Annotated in this window: 17 protein-coding genes; 3 read left to right on the forward strand and 14 right to left on the reverse strand. The window is 56.4% G+C overall.

What is annotated here, in order from left to right; all coding sequences use genetic code 11:
• Nucleotides 1-432: 432 nt before the first annotated feature.
• Both ACU6HM_RS17145 and ACU6HM_RS17150 read right to left on the reverse strand, forming a co-directional pair.
• Nucleotides 433-1,638, reverse strand: a complete 1,206-nt coding sequence (locus ACU6HM_RS17145; protein ID WP_446764119.1) for a 2Fe-2S iron-sulfur cluster-binding protein — start codon at nucleotides 1,636-1,638, stop codon at nucleotides 433-435.
• Between the two features lie 5 nt (nucleotides 1,639-1,643).
• Nucleotides 1,644-2,687: an aromatic ring-hydroxylating dioxygenase subunit alpha gene (locus ACU6HM_RS17150; protein WP_060185507.1), complete on the reverse strand. Its 1,044-nt coding sequence runs from the start codon at nucleotides 2,685-2,687 to the stop codon at nucleotides 1,644-1,646.
• 156 nt (nucleotides 2,688-2,843) lie between these two features.
• Between ACU6HM_RS17150 and ACU6HM_RS17155 the strand changes: the two genes are divergently transcribed.
• Nucleotides 2,844-3,794, forward strand: a complete 951-nt coding sequence (locus tag ACU6HM_RS17155) for a LysR substrate-binding domain-containing protein (RefSeq protein ID WP_302357401.1) — start codon at nucleotides 2,844-2,846, stop codon at nucleotides 3,792-3,794.
• Nucleotides 3,795-4,133: 339 nt separating this feature from the next.
• Here the strand turns inward: ACU6HM_RS17155 and ACU6HM_RS17160 are convergent, their stop codons facing one another.
• A complete protein-coding gene (locus ACU6HM_RS17160) occupies nucleotides 4,134-5,327 on the reverse strand; it encodes an amino acid aminotransferase (protein ID WP_026483545.1) in 1,194 nt (397 codons plus the stop codon).
• A 475-nt stretch (nucleotides 5,328-5,802) separates the two neighbouring features.
• On the opposite strand from ACU6HM_RS17160, the gene ACU6HM_RS17165 reads away from it, so the two are divergent.
• Nucleotides 5,803-6,552, forward strand: a complete 750-nt coding sequence (locus ACU6HM_RS17165; RefSeq protein WP_022983671.1) for a tyrosine-protein phosphatase — start codon at nucleotides 5,803-5,805, stop codon at nucleotides 6,550-6,552.
• Here ACU6HM_RS17165 and ACU6HM_RS17170 read toward each other — a convergent pair.
• From ACU6HM_RS17170 to ACU6HM_RS17205, 8 genes are all read right to left on the reverse strand, one after another.
• On the reverse strand, nucleotides 6,549-7,649 hold the full coding sequence (locus ACU6HM_RS17170) for an MBL fold metallo-hydrolase (protein ID WP_446764120.1): 1,101 nt from the start codon (nucleotides 7,647-7,649) through the stop codon (nucleotides 6,549-6,551). The genes ACU6HM_RS17165 and ACU6HM_RS17170 overlap by 4 nt on opposite strands.
• A gap of 347 nt (nucleotides 7,650-7,996) precedes the next feature.
• Complete coding sequence (locus ACU6HM_RS17175; RefSeq protein ID WP_022983672.1) at nucleotides 7,997-9,103, reverse strand: hypothetical protein; 1,107 nt, start codon at nucleotides 9,101-9,103, stop codon at nucleotides 7,997-7,999.
• A 26-nt stretch (nucleotides 9,104-9,129) separates the two neighbouring features.
• Entirely contained in the window at nucleotides 9,130-10,152 is a 1,023-nt protein-coding gene (locus ACU6HM_RS17180) for a Nif3-like dinuclear metal center hexameric protein (protein WP_446764121.1), read from the reverse strand.
• A gap of 248 nt (nucleotides 10,153-10,400) precedes the next feature.
• The gene (locus ACU6HM_RS17185) at nucleotides 10,401-10,751 is read right to left on the reverse strand and encodes a hypothetical protein (RefSeq protein ID WP_009457380.1); all 351 of its coding nucleotides are present in this window, start codon (nucleotides 10,749-10,751) and stop codon (nucleotides 10,401-10,403) included.
• Between the two features lie 41 nt (nucleotides 10,752-10,792).
• Entirely contained in the window at nucleotides 10,793-11,737 is a 945-nt protein-coding gene (locus ACU6HM_RS17190; protein ID WP_009457379.1) for an ornithine cyclodeaminase family protein, read from the reverse strand.
• Nucleotides 11,738-11,748: 11 nt separating this feature from the next.
• The gene (locus ACU6HM_RS17195) at nucleotides 11,749-12,027 is read right to left on the reverse strand and encodes a 2Fe-2S iron-sulfur cluster-binding protein (RefSeq protein WP_009457378.1); all 279 of its coding nucleotides are present in this window, start codon (nucleotides 12,025-12,027) and stop codon (nucleotides 11,749-11,751) included.
• Between the two features lie 11 nt (nucleotides 12,028-12,038).
• Nucleotides 12,039-12,383 carry a hypothetical protein gene (locus tag ACU6HM_RS17200; protein WP_035269651.1) on the reverse strand — a complete coding sequence of 115 codons (345 nt, stop codon included), beginning with the start codon at nucleotides 12,381-12,383 and terminating at the stop codon, nucleotides 12,039-12,041.
• Complete coding sequence (locus ACU6HM_RS17205; protein WP_009457376.1) at nucleotides 12,383-12,691, reverse strand: 2Fe-2S iron-sulfur cluster-binding protein; 309 nt, start codon at nucleotides 12,689-12,691, stop codon at nucleotides 12,383-12,385. The genes ACU6HM_RS17200 and ACU6HM_RS17205 overlap by 1 nt, the downstream gene beginning before the upstream one ends.
• A 202-nt stretch (nucleotides 12,692-12,893) precedes the next feature.
• Here ACU6HM_RS17205 and ACU6HM_RS17210 point away from each other — a divergent pair, with 202 nt between their 5' ends.
• The gene (locus ACU6HM_RS17210; protein ID WP_009457375.1) at nucleotides 12,894-13,085 is read left to right on the forward strand and encodes a hypothetical protein; all 192 of its coding nucleotides are present in this window, start codon (nucleotides 12,894-12,896) and stop codon (nucleotides 13,083-13,085) included.
• On the opposite strand, the gene ACU6HM_RS17215 is transcribed toward ACU6HM_RS17210, so the two are convergent.
• The 3 genes from ACU6HM_RS17215 to ACU6HM_RS17225 are packed head-to-tail and all read right to left on the reverse strand — an operon-like array spanning nucleotide 13,082 to nucleotide 16,108.
• Nucleotides 13,082-14,116, reverse strand: coding sequence for a 2Fe-2S iron-sulfur cluster-binding protein (locus ACU6HM_RS17215; RefSeq protein WP_137430499.1), 1,035 nt, complete (start codon nucleotides 14,114-14,116; stop codon nucleotides 13,082-13,084). The genes ACU6HM_RS17210 and ACU6HM_RS17215 overlap by 4 nt on opposite strands.
• A 20-nt stretch (nucleotides 14,117-14,136) precedes the next feature.
• Nucleotides 14,137-14,616, reverse strand: coding sequence for a GlcG/HbpS family heme-binding protein (locus ACU6HM_RS17220; RefSeq protein WP_022983673.1), 480 nt, complete (start codon nucleotides 14,614-14,616; stop codon nucleotides 14,137-14,139).
• Nucleotides 14,617-14,647: 31 nt separating this feature from the next.
• Nucleotides 14,648-16,108 carry an aldehyde dehydrogenase family protein gene (locus tag ACU6HM_RS17225; RefSeq protein WP_446764122.1) on the reverse strand — a complete coding sequence of 487 codons (1,461 nt, stop codon included), beginning with the start codon at nucleotides 16,106-16,108 and terminating at the stop codon, nucleotides 14,648-14,650.
• Between the last annotated feature and the right edge of the window lie 4 nt (nucleotides 16,109-16,112).

Here is a 16,112-nt window from a genome sequence, read left to right on the forward strand (position 1 = left end):
TACGGCGGACGACAATGCAATCAGACGTACTCAATTCTGTGTGTCGCCAGCCATCCCCAAACTCAAGTCATACGTCACCCACGCTGTTGCCTGAGTCAAACCATCGTATAGCCTGCGCGCCTATACATTGTCCTGCGCCGTAATCCAGCGCAGGAACGGCCAGCCCGCTTTGCCTACTCCCTGGTGACCTTGCCCGATGCGACACAAAAAGCAGAGGTCCGTGCCTTTAGTGATTGGATAAGCGAACAAGCCCAGCTATAGCAAGGTAGCCAGCCTATGTAGGACCGCCACTTCAACAGTCCTCATGTCCACACCCCCTGCTCCAGACATCGAAGATCCGCCTGACTTCCTGCAAGGAAGCATATGATTTTTTTCGAAAAAAACCCCGCCCCAAAAGGACGGGGCAAACCTCAACAAGCAATTGAAAAACTCTTAAGGTAATTCCACGGCCACCGGTCCACGGGGACGGGAACAGCACAACAAGATTTTGCCCTCTGGCACCGGGTCCAGCGGCTCTTCAAAATAGTCGACCTCGCCCGACACCAGAGTGCACATGCAGGTATTGCACAGGCCTGCGCGACAATTGAAGTCCGGACTCAAGCCCGTTTCTTCCGCCAGATCCAGCAAGGAGGGGCAGTCCTCATGCCATTGGGCCTGGCGGCCATCGGGCAGGAATGTCACCGTCTGCGCCGCATCTTCCGCTGCTGTCGCGGCTCCCCTTACTGCTTCTACAGGCGAATCCAGCTCCAACACATTCGCATCGACACGACTGGAGGGGGCAGGCTGGACCTGATCCTGAACCGCACTGGCTACACCATCATCCGCCAAGGTGTTTTCCAGCACCGTCGCCGGGCCAAAAAACTCATAGTGAATGCGCTCACGTGCCACACCCAGACTACGCAGCACACCATAATTGCTCTGCATGAAGGCACTGGGCCCACACAGGTAAAACTCGTAATCATCCAGTGGCAGCCAACGCTGCAACTGCTCACGTGTAATCAGTCCCGCCACATGATGCAAACCGACTTGCTCATCATGTTCAGTCGGGTTGCGATAACAGAAGTAAAGCTGCACACCTTCGTGTTGTGCCACCAGCTCACGCATCTCATCGGCAAAGGCATGCACCGCGCTGTTATCGCACGCATGAATCACATACACCTTACGCTGGCCGCGTTTAAGTAGACGATGCAGCATGGCCAGCAAAGGGGTCTGGCCCACGCCACCGCTTAGCAACACCACAGGCCGCTGGCTGCTCTCGTCCAGCACGAACTCGCCCATAGGGCCGGCCGCATTCAACACATCACCTGGCTGCACGTGTTGATGCAGCCAGGTGGAAGCCACCCCATCGGCCACGTTCAAGCCTGCCGGAGCCTTCTCGTGTTTGACGGAGATACGCAGACGATCCGTGCAGTCTGGGTCCCCCGACACGCTGTAATTACGCAGCACAGTTTGCCCGTCAATCTCCAGACGGAACACCAGATACTGGCCTGGCTGATAAGGTGGCACAACACCGTCCACTGGCTCCAGCACAAACGAAGTAATCACGTCGCTTTCGCGCAGCTTTTCCAGTACCCGATAGTCCCGAAAACGGCGGTTGGCCGCGGCTTCGGTGGACACAGGTGATGCAGTCGTATTCATCGCGCTCAAGCCGTTGTTGTCTCGCTGGCGACAGCTTGTTCGGCCTGGATCATCTGGCTGATCTTGCGACGGAAGCGCAAGGGGCCTGAATCCAAGGGCAAATCCAACGCGGCAGGACGCTCTTTCAGGGCTTTGTGCACTTCTTCCAGAACCACCTTGTCTTCGAGGAAAGCGTGGCGCACGTCTTCGTTGAAAATCTTGGAGATGGCCTCGTCATCCGGGCTGAAATTGCGCAGCTGGAACCAGAAGTAACGGGTGTGTTCTTCGTCGATAGGCGTCAGGAAGTTATAGGAATCCATCAGGAAAACGTCCTGGTGGTACTCGCTAGGCTCCTCGGTAGCGGCACCGGCGGGCAGAAAGATGGCCTTGATCACGGCCAGCGACGGGAAACGCACTTCGTATTGCTGTTTGCGGTCGCAATTGCCTTCAAATTTCACAAACTGCTTGTAAAACGGCGCAACTTCCACATTTTTTGACCAGCGCGAGACCGTTACGCCGTTGTCCTCAACCTTGACAGTCAAGGGCAGACCAATGATGTCGGGGCTGCCAAACGAGCTTTGGTGTACCCAGGACACGTGCGAGGGGTCCAGCAAATTGTCGGTGACGTACAGGTAATTGCAGTCCAGTTCCATGGCGTCGCCACGGTTTACACCCCACTCGGGATTGTCCCACTCGGGAATGTCGATCAGTTTGGACGGATCAGCCAGTTCAGGATCACCCATCCAGACCCAGACCAGGCCAAAACGCTCCGTACAGGGGTAGCTGCGCACCACCGCGCTTTTAGGGATTTGCGCCACACCGGGCGCCTTGGTACAGGAGCCGCTGCAATCAAATGTCAGGCCGTGGTAGCCACATTCCACCTGGTCGCCAATCAAGCGGCCTTTGGACAAAGGCAGGCGACGGTGCGGACAGGAATCTTCCAAGGCCACGGGCTGGCCGTCTTCGCGGCGATACAGCACCAGGTTTTCGCTAAGCATACGCACGGGCTGCAAGCTGCGACCGAGCTGTGTAGCCAATGCGCCTACATACCAGGCATTGCGTACAAACATGATTTACCCCCAACTCTGAATACGGTGCATGATGGCTGAACGAGCCCATTCATGTTCTCTTGTTTGTCATGATAGTCGCAATCAAATTCAGCCTACTATCCATATCGTTTAGAATTTCTAAAGTTAAATTACTTTTCAGGACGGGGTCTGACCATCATGGATACCTTGCCTCCCTTACGTGCATTGCAAGTCTTTGAGACGCTGGGCCATAGCCAAAGCCTGCAAGAAGCCGCCCGTCGTCTGAAAATTACCCCCGGTGCCATCAGCCAGCAATTACGTTTGCTGGAAGACTCGCTGGGCTGCAGCCTGACCTACAAAGAAGGCAAACGCTTGCGGCTGACAGCGGCGGGGGTGCGCTTTCATGAAATCTGTACCCAGGCATTTGAGCTATTGCGCGACGGCCAGCAGGAAATGGAGCGGTCGCGCAACACCAGCCTGCTTTCGATCAGCGCTTTGCCGTCCATGCTTAAAACCTGGATGGCACCGCTGGCATTTCAATGGCAGGAACAGTACGACCCGGAGCTGACACTGCATCTGAAAGGCAGCCATGCCGAGCCCGATCTGGAAGCCGAGCAAATCGACTTTCGGATTACCTACGGTCAGGCCGCCGCCCGCCCCCGCAGCTTTACCGAGCTGTATACAGACCGTGTCATTCCCGCCTGCAGCCCGACCCTGCTCCAAGGGCAAGCCGCTTTGCGGCATCCCCGTGACTTATTGAGCTATCCCTTGCTGTCCTCGGACTGGCAGCCACGCTTTACCTCGCCCCCCTCCTGGCGCGACTGGTTTGAGTCCTTGGAGATAGATATAGGCGATACGCCACTGGACCGCTTCCGGGTTTTTTCCCTGTCGCACATGGCGCTGGAGTCTGCAGTGGCCGGTCAGGGTTTTGTATTGGCGCAATGCTCGATGATAGAAAAGGAAGTGCGCAGCGGGCAGTTGATCCTGCCCTTCTCCCATTCCTTGCCTCTGCCCTGGCCCTATGTGCTGACTCGACGAGCGGGTGCATTTGAGTCACCTCATAGCCAGGATTTCCATCGCTATTTATTGAACCGGGCGCGGCAGCAAGAACAGATCAATCAGGAACTGCTGCTGCAAGCATTAGCCTGAGCAATGTCGCAATACGACGAAATACGGTCAGCTTACCGGTTGACCTGCTTGCCTGACCATGGCTAAGCACTAATGAACCGTTGAGTGCTTCGGCTATGTAAGCGCAGGGCTATTCAATGGTCTAGCTCGACACTGTTCCGCTTTTCAGTTCAGGTTCAAGCCCCCAGCCAAGTGGCCAGAACAAGTCGAACGCATCAATCAGACAGGTACGTATAAGCGGCTTCCACCATACGATCAACGCAGCTGCGGATGCATTTTCAGCATTAAAAAAAGCGTGTTTACCGCCCCCGAAGGGGCCATAAACACGCTCTTTAATTCTGCGGGAAAGACCTCGGCGTCTTAGGCCACGACAGCAGCCAGCGACTCCGCAAAGTAATCCACATTGGACTGATTCAGGCCTGGCACGCTGATGCGGCCCGACTCCAGAACATACACGCCAAAATCGTCACGCAGTTTCTGGATCTGCTCTTTGGTCAGGCCGGTGTAGCAGAACATGCCTTGCTGTTTGACGAAGTAGCTGCTGTCGTACTGAGGAGCCAGCTCTTTCAGACGATCGTGTACACGCTTGCGCATGGCAGCGATACGCTGACGCATGGTTTCCACATCTGCCGTCCACTCGGCCAGCAAGGATTCATCGGACAAGATGGTGGCAATGGCCTGACCACCGTGCGATGGCGGGTTCGAGTAGATGCGACGCACCACGGCCTTGAGCTGACCCAGAACACGATCGGCTTCATCCGCGCTCTGGCACACCACCGACAAGCCGCCGCAACGCTCGGAGTAGTAGGAGAAGTTTTTGGAGAAGGAGTTGGCCAGCAAGAACGTCAGACCAGCATCGACCATGGCGCGCACGGCGAAAGCGTCTTCATCCAGGCTACGGCCAAAACCCTGGTAAGCCATGTCCAGGAAAGGAATCAGCTTGCGCTGTTGCAGCACAGGGATCAGTTGCAGCCACTGCTCGTCGCTCAGATCAGCCCCGGTGGGGTTGTGACAGCAGGGGTGCAGCAAGACAATGCTGTGCTCGGGCAGGACGGAAATGTCTTCCATCAGGCCGGTGAAATCCAGACCGCGCGTGGCTGGATCGTAGTAACGGTAAGTGTGGGTAGGAATGCCCGATCCACGGAAGATGGAGTGGTGATTATCCCAGGCTGGATCGCTGATCCACATTTCGCTATTGGGGTAGGCTTCGTGCAGGAAGTCGCCACCCACTTTCAAGGCACCCGAACCGCCCAGTGTCTGAATGGTCGCAACACGACCTTCTTGCAGCACTTTGCTGTCGGCACCAAAAACCAGTTTTTGCACGGCGCTGCGGTAGGAAGCCAAACCTTCAATAGGCAGATAGCCACGGGGCTGGCCCTTGGCCGCCCATTGTTCTTCAGCCCGGCGAGCCACATCCAGCAAAGGCAGACGGCCTTGATCGTCGTAATACAAACCAATGGTCAGGTTGACCTTGCGATCGCGCGGATCGGCGTGAAATGCCTCGTTCAAACGGAAAATCGGATCGCCACCATAGGCCTGCAAATGCTCAAACATGCTTGTTCCTTGAAAAATTACGGTTGTGGGCCGCCCGGGCTGATCGCCGGTCTATTCAAATAACCATTGACCTTATACCTTGGGCCTACTTTAGCCAATATCCTGGGGCTCTTTTTGCAGCACATGAGCACGCGAGCGCTGCGTGAATGCGTCATCAGACTTGTCCCCCCTTGGCTCGGCACGGCACCTGTTCTTGTCTAGTCGGTGCAGGCTGTCAAACGCCAGCGTCACCTTGAAGTCTTTTCACATTTTCAGCAAACCGAAGCCTCAAGAACGTGAACGCGGTGTACCAGCCTGTCTGCCTGGGCCTTGCCAGCAAAGAATATACATGGCTTTCTGAGGATACAGAACCGTGCACTTGCATTCATTGTGCTTTCGGTCCTCCCGCACTCCCCAGCTGTCACCGCATTGTCATATGCAGATCCCGTCCAAGACCGTTAACATGGGACTTTCACCGTTTCAACAGGAGTCCGCCGTGTCCGTATCGCCGCTGCCCAGTTCCCTATCCTGCCCTTTAGAAGGGGCCAGCAACTTCCGTGATATTGGCGGCTATGCCACAGACTCCGGCTCCTTTCGTAAAGGTCGCGTCTACCGTTCGGACCATTTGGCGGATTTAAGCAGCCAGGACCTGGACACCCTGCAAGAGCTGGGTATTGCCTGCTCACTGGATTTCCGGGGTGCACATGAGCGCAAACGCTCTCCCTACCAGTACAGTTTTCTGACCAGTCATGCGCTGACTGTCGAACCCACCGTATTGCCTGATTTTCTGGACATGCTTGCCAAAGGCGAAGTGGACGTCAAAGCTGCCTACGGCACCATGAACAAGACCTACACGGAATTCGTGACTGGTCATGCCGCTACGTTTGGACGGGTCTTTGACCAGTTGCTGGAAACCGATACCCCTGTCGTCATGCACTGCACGGCGGGGAAAGATCGCACCGGCTTTGCCGTCGCCCTACTGCACCGCGCCACTGGCGTACACCCTGATGATGTGATGCACGACTATCTGCTGACCAATCAGTTCTTCCGCCGCCCCAATCTGCCCGATAACCGTGGCATCAGCGAGGAAGTGCTGGATATTCTCTGGGGCGTCCAGCCCGAGTTTCTGGAAACCGCCTTCAAGACGATTGATGAAACGCATGGCAATCTGGAGAACTTCCTCCAGAACGCCTTGAAGCTCAGCCCCGCTCGACGCGAAGCCTTGCTGGAACGCTACACCGCTTAAACCACGCCTACGGAGGTCGCTGGTAGTTCCCAGTGACCTTCCAGGCTCAGGGCCGGTCCCATCACATTGCGCCAGGTCGGCAAATCATGCATTTGCGTGAACAAAGGCATGCAATAGCGTGGCTGCACCATGTCCACCAGCCAGCGTAAATCCGTCAAACGCGGATGCACATTCCAGCACAAGGTATGCGTGCCACGTGGTGCATGGGGAGCCACATAGCCGGTGTGAATCAACAAGCGCTCGCCAGACTGGGCATTGGGGTCCGCAACCCGCGCCTGGTGCTCGCGAATCAACTCCCCTGCCTTGCCCTGACAGCCGTCCGGCTCACCGGCCAGCAGCAGGTGCGCTTGCGGATCAAACGTAGCCGCACGCGGCATCAACTCACGCAAGGATTGCTGCACACCCGGCAACAACAAGTCACTGCTTTGGCTGATCATGCGGGTCAGGTTTTCGTAGCAGGACGCGTCCATGCTCCAGTCCTCAAAACCTTGCTGCTGGCGCCACAAGGCAATCTCTATCGCCCGACCTGACGGCGGCACGGGCAACAAGGCAGGATGCGACTCCAGCAAAGACTCCAGAATGCTCCAGGCCACGTGATGAGACTGATCGTACAAACCGTAAGATGCATCCAGCAAAGCCAGATACGCAGGTGGTGGCAAATCGAAGGGGAACAACAGGGATTCGCAGGAAAAGTCCCCGCTATAAAACAGGCCGCCGCCCACATCCAGATGCAACCAGACACCACCCAAAGCATGGCCGGACAAGCCGGTACGCACGGCAATATCGCCGATATAGGTCGTGCCACGGGTTGGCAGCTCACGCCAGATCCGCCCAGCAGGCAGGCTGCGCGCCGTAGAGGGCGTGGCATATATAGGTATGTGTTCAGGCAGCTTGGACAAGGAGCCAATATGATCCTGATGATCGTGCGTCACCAGAATGGCGTCTACCTCCAGCCCTTGATACCAGTCGCACACCTGTCCAGGATACAGAGGCCCGCCGGCATCCAGCAGCAATCGCAAGCCACATGCCTGCACTAGAATGGCGGCTGGCGCTTTGCCACCATAGCCGCTTAACACCGTCACCAGGGTCTGGTTCATGCTCCGTCCCCTACAAGGCATTCAGGCCAGTACATCGCCAAGCCACACCCGGCATCCTGCTTTGCGGCACGGCACAACACCGGGCACAAAAGCAAAGCATCAATAAGCGCAATGGGCCGCAGCGCACGCTGCCGGACAGAAAAAGGCATCAACTTAAAGAACCAGAGTCACCGAAGTGCCCTGCCTTAAAAAGACTACGACAGGCTCAGGTTAAACAAGTGTTCTTTCAGCCCTGTTACAGTTTTATGGCAGTTCGATGGCAGTCACCACGCCTGGAGAAAACAGACAAAATAAAAAAAGAGCGCCAACATCAGCGCTCCTAAAGTGGGGGAACTACAAACAGGAACTCAGACAATCAAAGGCGTGAGAAACACAGCCAGTACCACTGCCGTCAACAAGCGCATCACAATGCCCAGAACGGCGGCCAGCATGACTTCTTTTTCATTCAGATCCGAGCATTCAGCCCAGACCACCGGAATCTGTCCAAAGACAGCCGATAAGGGCAAACCGGACGACGCCAGTACAAATGAACCCACTACCAGAGATGGATCCAGTGTGGAAGCCATCGCCTGCAACTTGCCCATTGCCAAAGTGGGGCTGACCAGCATCGCCAGCACGCCCGTTTCAGGGTGAATATTCAGCGCAAGCAAACCGCGCTCAAGCACATCACTGATAGGTGCCCAAATGCCGATATGTTCAAGCAAACCAATGACACAGAACACCAGGGCCACAGCCGGGATCAGGACCAGTAGCAACAATTCCACCCCTTCGCGGGCGGCCTTGAACAGCATGGGCGCAAAATCGATATTCGGTGTGAAACGGGGGGCTGCCAACAGATCCACCGAGCGAACATTGCGGTAAACCAGCCGCGACAGCAATAAGGGAGACAGCAACAAGGGGCCGAAGATCGCAATCAGCACCACGGCAAAAACATTCACTCCGGCAAAGGTCAAAGCCATCATGCCCAGCATGAATGTCGAGAACGACTGCTGAGACTGCACCATCGTGGCTACCGCAATCTTTTGCTCGTCCTTGGTTGCACCAGCCTGCCGCAACAAAGGCCCCGAAATACGACCAGCGGCGTTGATATCACCAAAAATGTTGTACACGCTGGGAATAATGACGGCCGGATTGATTCCAATGGCCCGCATCGCCGGCATGAACACTCGCATCATGGCATCGGTAAAACCCAAACGCTCCAGCAAGCGTCCAATGATGACGCTGATAATGACAGCCACCCCAACCTGCCCGGTCAAAAATACATCCACCACCACGGGCTTGACCTTGTTGAGCACCGTATCAAACGCGCCCGACAAGGTAGCGGGAAAGAAAAACAGCGTCAGCATGGCGAGCAGCAGCAAGCCCAGGCCCACCGCCTCGATACGCTCCATGGGCCGACGGCCCGCAGGCGCTACATGCACTACTTTGTCTATTTCTATTGTTTTGTTATCCATGTCTCTCTCCGTTCAGGAAGCTGGACCTACTGGAAGCTCAACACGTTCTTGCCCATCAAATGAGCCGTCGAAAAATGCTGGGCGTATTCACGCAGGCGGGCCCCGCCCACCTGGTGCACAGGCGTGGACGTCACCCGATCACGGAACATGACCACCTCGACGCCATCGAGCAAGGCACTCAAGGCATAGGCCAAGGGCAGGCCATTCTCCAGGATCTCCAGCACGTGGCTATTGCCCACCAGGAAATTCAGACCCAATTCACGAGCACATTCGATAAGCGCATGACCGTCGTAGACCCGGCTGATAGAGGCCAGCACCGTGTCAACGCCCGGGTTCTCGGCCACCGCCTGACGCAGATGGTCGGGGCTGAATCCCGTATGCGGAAAAATGTGCAAAATACGACCGACGCGACTGTTGCGCTCCCCTAGCCGAATCGCACCACGCGTCAAGGTGCTGGTCTCCAGAATGTGTTCATTGCCCTTGATGCGGCGTTCGGCCTGCAAGACCTGATCCTCCAGATCCAGCCCCATGAAGCCGTCAAGCCGATCCAGCATGTCGCCCAAAGTGCTCACCCCATCCAATGGTTCGCCCACGAACATCACATTGCCATGAATGCCTCCATAGGCAATATCGCTTTTCGCTACTTTGTGGCCATGCAGATACGCGATGCCCGGATGCAGACCATGAAACGCCTCATGACATTCCAGGGCAGCCACCCCATACAGGTCCAGGTAATCCTTCAGGGTCACGCCCCCGCAACTGGCGGCATCGGCAATCGGATGATGCGCAACAATGGCATCCACCCCGGTTGCGCCCGCCAGCTCAATGCTCAATTCGGACATGGTCATGCACACCGCCACCTTGCGCACTTCCTGGTTAGGGTCCCCATGAATCAGCCCTGGAATTTCCAGTACTTCCTTGCCGTAAATTCCAGAGGACTTCCAGATCACGAAGGGATGGTGGCCGCATTTGACCTCATCCATACAGGACACCATGCGTCCCCCCGTAATTACGTTCAATGCATCCAGCAAATCGGCTACATAGGCCATGATTTTGTCTCCAAATAAAAAGCCGGCCTCGGGCCCTGGGAAATCCCAGAGTCCGAGGCCGGCGGTATGCGAGCACTTCCTGTCGGCAACTTCCCCAAGCGGACCTGTCAGGGCCTGAGCTTGGCTCCAAAGCAAATTGCACATCCGGCAATCCACTTCGGACGGAAGGACAACAAGACTGTCTACCAGTCAGCTTCTTTTTATCGGTTCGGAATTCAGGGCAACGGTTCTCACCAATGCCACTGCATTCACACTCCTTTTTGCAACAACACCATGGTGGAAGACAATTGCGCCGCGGCGTCGTAGTCCTTGAATATGGCCACCACATCCAGGCCATACTCATCCACCAAAACCTGCTTCATCTCCTTTTTGAAGGCCTTGATCAGATACAGATCCGCCAGATCAGCAATATGTGTATTTTCACGGCTCAACGTCTGCAAGGCAGGCTGGCGTTTATGAACCGCCAACATGCTGATCCGATCCTCCAGCACATCAATCTTCAGCGTCACGACACCTGATGCAAAAATACTGCTGTTGATGCGGTTGTAGTCCCGGGTCAGTGCCTGCTTGAATTCGCCTAAAGAAGAAAAGCCTGCCATCCCCATTGCCTACCCCCAACATGCTTGAATTATTGTCGTTTTCAGTGTGCGGCAAGCGCCTCCTGCGCTGTCTTGCCAAGCTGATGGCGGCGATACGCCAACCCAGCGACGGCAATATCTTCAATCGCCACACCCACTGATTTATACACGCAAATTCCCTGTGCGTCGTAGCCTTGTCCCCGGTCTAATTGCAACCAATCGCTTAACTCGCACAACTTGTCCGAAACGCCGCAATCGGACGCGGCCAGAATCAGGTCCCCCGCCTCCGCAAGAGTCTGCTCACCCCACTCCACCACAATCTTGCCTGCCCGCTGCAGGCAGGCATCATCCAATTCCCGCGCTGTTGGCAAACTGGAGCCAACGGCGGCGACAAAGCAGCCTGGCTTCAGGCTGCGTCCATCAAACAGGGGGTCGCGACTGCGGCTGGCCGTGACCAGAATATCCGCCTGTGCGGCGATCTCTTCCGCTCGGGCGGCTCGCACAGGCACACCACACTCCAGCTCCAGCTGGTGGCAGCGCTTCTCATCGACATTCGGGCTCCACACCAGCACACGTTGCAAATCAAAGGTCTGGCAAAACTGCAGGGCATGCGCCATCCCCTGGGCACCCAGACCCAGCACTCCCAAGGTTTGCGAATGGGGATTGGCGCCACGCTGTGCTGCCAGTACCGAGCAGGCTGCAGTACGCCATTGCGTGATCGCGCCAGCATCCAAGGTGGCCAAAGCCTGTCCGCTCAGTGCATCAAACAGCACAATGACAAAATTGAATGCGCCATGCACGGTCGTATAAATCTTGGCACCCGCCACTTGCTGGCCTGGGATGACCGCGCCCAAGGTCGACAAGCGGGTATCGCCCACCTGCGTGCGCACACGACGCTGCTGGGCTGCCTGACCCTGTCCAAACTCGATGAAAGCCTGCTCCAGCACCTCTTGTACGGCAGGCGCATCAAGCAGCTCGTGTAGTTGCTGATCGGTCAAATGCAGCATGGCCGCTCCTTTTACCAGCTCACCGTAACGTCACCACGAACAAAGGTCTGGCACGCCATACGAAAACCCTCTGCCAGATCCTGCTCGGACAAATGCTTGTGTTCCTTGGCCTTGACCTCATCCGTATTGCTCAGCCCTTCCGTAATTCGGCACTTGCAGGTGCCGCAGATCCCGCCCCCGCATTTGAACGGGATGCCACCGCGCTCGCGGATGGAAACCCGCAGCAAGTTACTGTTCTCGGCGGCAGACACCACCAAATCATTATTCGACGCAAATGTAATCTGAACCATATTCTGCTACCTCAGGATTGCTGCTGTGCCGGGGTCTGTGCCCCTGCCTGGTGACCGTCAAGCTCACACTGACGCAATTCGGCTTGTATGCTGCCAAAGTGCGTCAATCCGGCCAGTTCTTCATAAGCCTGTTCGACTGTTGCAAACTTTTCCATTTGCCGGGTAGGGATGTCATTGACCGTGCCATTTGGCGTCTCTTCCACAATGCGAACGCGCGAGCCTTCCTGAATACGCGCAATGGCAAACACCGCCTTGAAACGACCCTGAAAATGGTATTCATAGGCCGCCACCATCTCCACGCCCACGCCCGGTTCCGTGCGGTATTCCCCTGGCTTGCTGGTCAGCACCACATACATCACTGCACCTCCTGTGTTTCAGCTTGCTCCAGAACGATGTCCTGATTAATCCATAGCTGACAGGCCAGCCGCCAGCCCTGATCGAGTCGCTCGCCCAATTGTTTTTTCTCTTTCCAGTTGGCCGCTGGCAAATGCTCGCCCCCCTCCAGAACACGGCAGGCACACTTAGCGCACTTGCCCATGCCACAACCGTAGGTCAAATGCGGAAAGGGAAATTGCTTGATACCCGCCCGGACCACCAGATTGGTGTTCTCCTGCACCTCACCCACATGCGTCTGGCCGTTTTTATGAAAAGTAATGGTTGGCATGAAACCTCCTGCTGGCTGCCAATAATGCGACCGGATTGCGAGCCCTGACCGCCTGAAAAAACCAAGAACGGTATACCAAGATAAAAACCGCAACCTTCAAGCAACAGTTTTTCTTGTTTTTAGACACAAATATCCGTCAATTTGAGTAGAAACCCCTATTGCGGTATACTTAATTCAATTCAAACCCATTAACGAGATCATCATGAAAACCCCCGTCGAACTTCGCTATCTGCAGCGTCCCGTCGGCGAGCAGTTGCTGCCACACTTGGCCCAGCGCAAGCATCTGCGCCGTCGTATCCCGCTCATCAATCTGCCTTCGCTGACTGAACTGTTTGGCGGCCGCAAGAAGCGCGACCCCGAAGCCGGTCAGGACCAACTCCCACACCGAGCCTAGACAAGAGAAGGCTCTGCCGAGCTGGGATCAGACTGAAAGTTGAAGGCGTCGGCATACATGAACTGCTCATTGGCGCCATGCTCCTTGAACAAACCACGGGCCTGCTCAATCATCACGGGCGAGCCACACAAGTAAATGGCATGCTCTGACAGGTCAGGTTCATCCCGGCACACCTGTTGCTGCACATAGCCGCGCGCGCCTTGCCAACTCTCGTCAGCATGGGAGAGCACAGGGACAAAACGGAACTCGCACAAGCGCTCAGCCCAAGATTCAATCTCCTGGGCCAGATACAGGTCTTCGGGCCGATTCATTCCCCAATACAGGCTGACAGGCGGGCAATCATCCTTGTCCAGCAAGGACTCCAGAATCGCCTTGATGGGGGCAATGCCAGTTCCGGTTGCCACCATGACCATGGGTCGCCAGTCGCGCTCACGCCAATAGAACACGCCCAAGGGCAGTTCCAGCAGCAGCTCGTCGCCGGCTTTCAGGGTCGGCAAACATACCTGGGTGAAACGCCCACCCTCCACTTCCCGCACATGCAATTCAATGCGCCCCTGTGCGGCATCGGCATTGGCCATGGAAAAACTGCGTGCACGCCCGTCCTCGAACAAGATGTTCAGATACTGACCTGGACGGAACGACACTTGCACGTCCTGCGGCAACTGTAAAATCAGACGCCAGATCCCCTGACATGCCCTTTCCACGCTGTGAACCTGCGCCCGGACTTGCCGGGTTTCAGGCAAGTCATCTCGATGTGCGGCCAGACTGATCTCAATATCGGCATCGAGCCGTGCCTGGCAGGCGGCGGCATGGCCCTGCTCGTGTTCTTCATCAGCAATGCTCATGGGCAGGCAGTCATCCTCATAACACACCTTCCCACGGGTGACCTGAATGCGGCAGGTCCCGCAGCCACCAAACTCGCAGTCGCTATAAATGCGCACGCCTTGGCGCTGGGCGGCCTGCAAGATGGTCTCTTGCGGTTCTACCCAAAACTGCTCGCCGGTTTCCTTGATATCGACACGATGGGCCATGACCCGTCCTCCTGATGCCACTATTTCTTGATGTCCGCCTGAACCAGCACGTCCAGACCCTCTGCCTTCAAGGCCTCGGCCAAGGCCTGCAAGCCAGCAACACCGGCTGCCGTATCCTGCTCGCCGTTACCACCGCTCAGGCCTATGCCACCAATGACTTCGCCGTTGACCACGATGGGGTAGCCGCCTACAAAAGCAGCAAAGCGACCTTCAAAGCTCAACTGAATCCCGAAGGCTTCGTTACCCGGCAAGGCGGGGCCATTAGGCGGCGTGGTGAACAAATGGGTGGAGCGCTTGTGGCCTGCAGCGGTAAACGCCTTGTTCCAGGCAATCTGGGCGCCGGTAATACGTGCCCCATCCATGCGCTCCATCACGATGGGGTAGCCCCCCTCGTCAACCACGCAAACGGTCTCCAGCACGCCAATCTCCTTGGATTTGGCAATCGCCGCGTCCACCATCAAGCGCGCTTCGCGCTGTTCGAGACGTAGGATCTTTTTCATATGTCTTCTCAGTATTTCGGGTTAATAAAATTCAGATACCGCGATACACGGTCTTGATCTGGGTATAGAACTCCAGGCCCGCCCGGCCCGACTCGCGGAAGGTGGAGGTGCTGGACTGTTTCAGTCCACCAAAGGGAGCATTGATCAAGTTGCCGGTTGTGGTGCGATTGATCTTGACCGTCCCGGCCTCAATGTCATTGGCGAAGCGATGCGCATATTCAGCACTGCGCGTCACAATGGCGGCAGACAAGCCGTATTCGGTGTCATTGGCCATGGCCAGTGCCTGCTCGTAGGAATCGATTTCCAGCAAGGCAATCACCGGGCCAAAAATCTCTTCGCGGGCAATACGCATTTGCTGAGTCACGTCTGTGAACAAAGCCGGGCGCATGAACAGGCCACGTGCGTAGTCACCGTCAGTCAAGCGTTCGCCGCCCAGTAAATGGGTGGCTTCCTGCTTGCCGATGGCCACATATTCCAGAATGCTTTCCAGTTGGCTTTCGGTGGCAATCGGGCCCAGATCGGGGGTGCCATTCAAACCATTACCCACGGTCAAAGCGCTGACTTTCTCTACCAGGCGCCGCGTGAATTCTTCTTTGACCTGACGATGTACCAGCACACGGCTGGTTCCCGTGCAGGCCTGGCCGCTCAAGGAGAATCCGCCTTGAACCACCAGTTTGACGGCCAGATCCAGATCGGCGTCTTCCATGACAATCAAGGGATTTTTGCCACCCAGCTCCATTTGAGTCCGGGTGCTCATGCGTGCCTGACGACAAATGTCTTCACCCGCCTGGGTCGAACCAGTAAACGAAATAGCGCGTACCTGAGGAGATTGCACCAGCGTGGGCCCCACTTCACTGGCCCTGCCATGCACCAGATTCAGCACACCCGCCGGAATCCCGGCTTGCGCAAAGGCTTCGCACAGGTAATAGCCCGTCAAAGGTGTGTCGGATGAAGGTTTGAACACGACGGTATTACCGGTGATCAAGGCGGGGGCAATTTTGCGTGCCGGGATGGAGATAGGGAAATTCCAGGGCGCAATCACGGACACCACGCCCAATGGTTCACGCTGGGTGTACACCAGTTGCTGCGCATCATCCTGGGGGAAGGTCTCGCCGGTATAGGTCTGGCCTTCAACCGCATAAAAACGCAAGGTCTGGGCCGAGCGCCCGACTTCCATCTTGCTTTGCGCCAGCGTTTTGCCCTCTTCTCGCGTCAGGCCCTGAGCGATACGGTCCACATTGGCATCAAGCCAGGCTGCCGCCGCATTCAGCACACGAGCTCGAGCGGAGATAGGCGTGGCTCGCCATCCTGCAAAGGCAGCCTGAGCAGCTGCAACAGCCGCCTTTGCGTCCTCAGCCGTGGACAATGGGAAAGCCCCCACTACATCATCACGATCGGCCGGATTCAGATTGGGCTGCGTACGCCCGCTCTGGCTGGGCAGCCACTGCCCATCAATGTAATTGTCGAAAACGACGTCCTTGAGATTGTCCACCGCT

The organism is Alcaligenes sp. RM2 (assembly GCF_052931795.1).

Coding starts and splice junctions, on each gene's coding strand:
- ACU6HM_RS17145 (WP_446764119.1), bottom strand. CDS start 1,638: ATGAATACGACTGCATCACCTGTGTCCACCGAAGCCGCGGCCAACCGC.
- ACU6HM_RS17150 (WP_060185507.1), bottom strand. CDS start 2,687: ATGTTTGTACGCAATGCCTGGTATGTAGGCGCATTGGCTACACAGCTC.
- ACU6HM_RS17200 (WP_035269651.1), bottom strand. CDS start 12,383: ATGTATGTGGTGCTGACCAGCAAGCCAGGGGAATACCGCACGGAACCG.
- ACU6HM_RS17220 (WP_022983673.1), bottom strand. CDS start 14,616: ATGAAAAAGATCCTACGTCTCGAACAGCGCGAAGCGCGCTTGATGGTG.
- ACU6HM_RS17175 (WP_022983672.1), bottom strand. CDS start 9,103: ATGGATAACAAAACAATAGAAATAGACAAAGTAGTGCATGTAGCGCCT.
- ACU6HM_RS17205 (WP_009457376.1), bottom strand. CDS start 12,691: ATGCCAACCATTACTTTTCATAAAAACGGCCAGACGCATGTGGGTGAG.
- ACU6HM_RS17185 (WP_009457380.1), bottom strand. CDS start 10,751: ATGGCAGGCTTTTCTTCTTTAGGCGAATTCAAGCAGGCACTGACCCGG.
- ACU6HM_RS17160 (WP_026483545.1), bottom strand. CDS start 5,327: ATGTTTGAGCATTTGCAGGCCTATGGTGGCGATCCGATTTTCCGTTTG.
- ACU6HM_RS17180 (WP_446764121.1), bottom strand. CDS start 10,152: ATGGCCTATGTAGCCGATTTGCTGGATGCATTGAACGTAATTACGGGG.
- ACU6HM_RS17155 (WP_302357401.1), top strand. CDS start 2,844: ATGGATACCTTGCCTCCCTTACGTGCATTGCAAGTCTTTGAGACGCTG.
- ACU6HM_RS17170 (WP_446764120.1), bottom strand. CDS start 7,649: ATGAACCAGACCCTGGTGACGGTGTTAAGCGGCTATGGTGGCAAAGCG.
- ACU6HM_RS17190 (WP_009457379.1), bottom strand. CDS start 11,737: ATGCTGCATTTGACCGATCAGCAACTACACGAGCTGCTTGATGCGCCT.
- ACU6HM_RS17195 (WP_009457378.1), bottom strand. CDS start 12,027: ATGGTTCAGATTACATTTGCGTCGAATAATGATTTGGTGGTGTCTGCC.
- ACU6HM_RS17215 (WP_137430499.1), bottom strand. CDS start 14,116: ATGGCCCATCGTGTCGATATCAAGGAAACCGGCGAGCAGTTTTGGGTA.
- ACU6HM_RS17210 (WP_009457375.1), top strand. CDS start 12,894: ATGAAAACCCCCGTCGAACTTCGCTATCTGCAGCGTCCCGTCGGCGAG.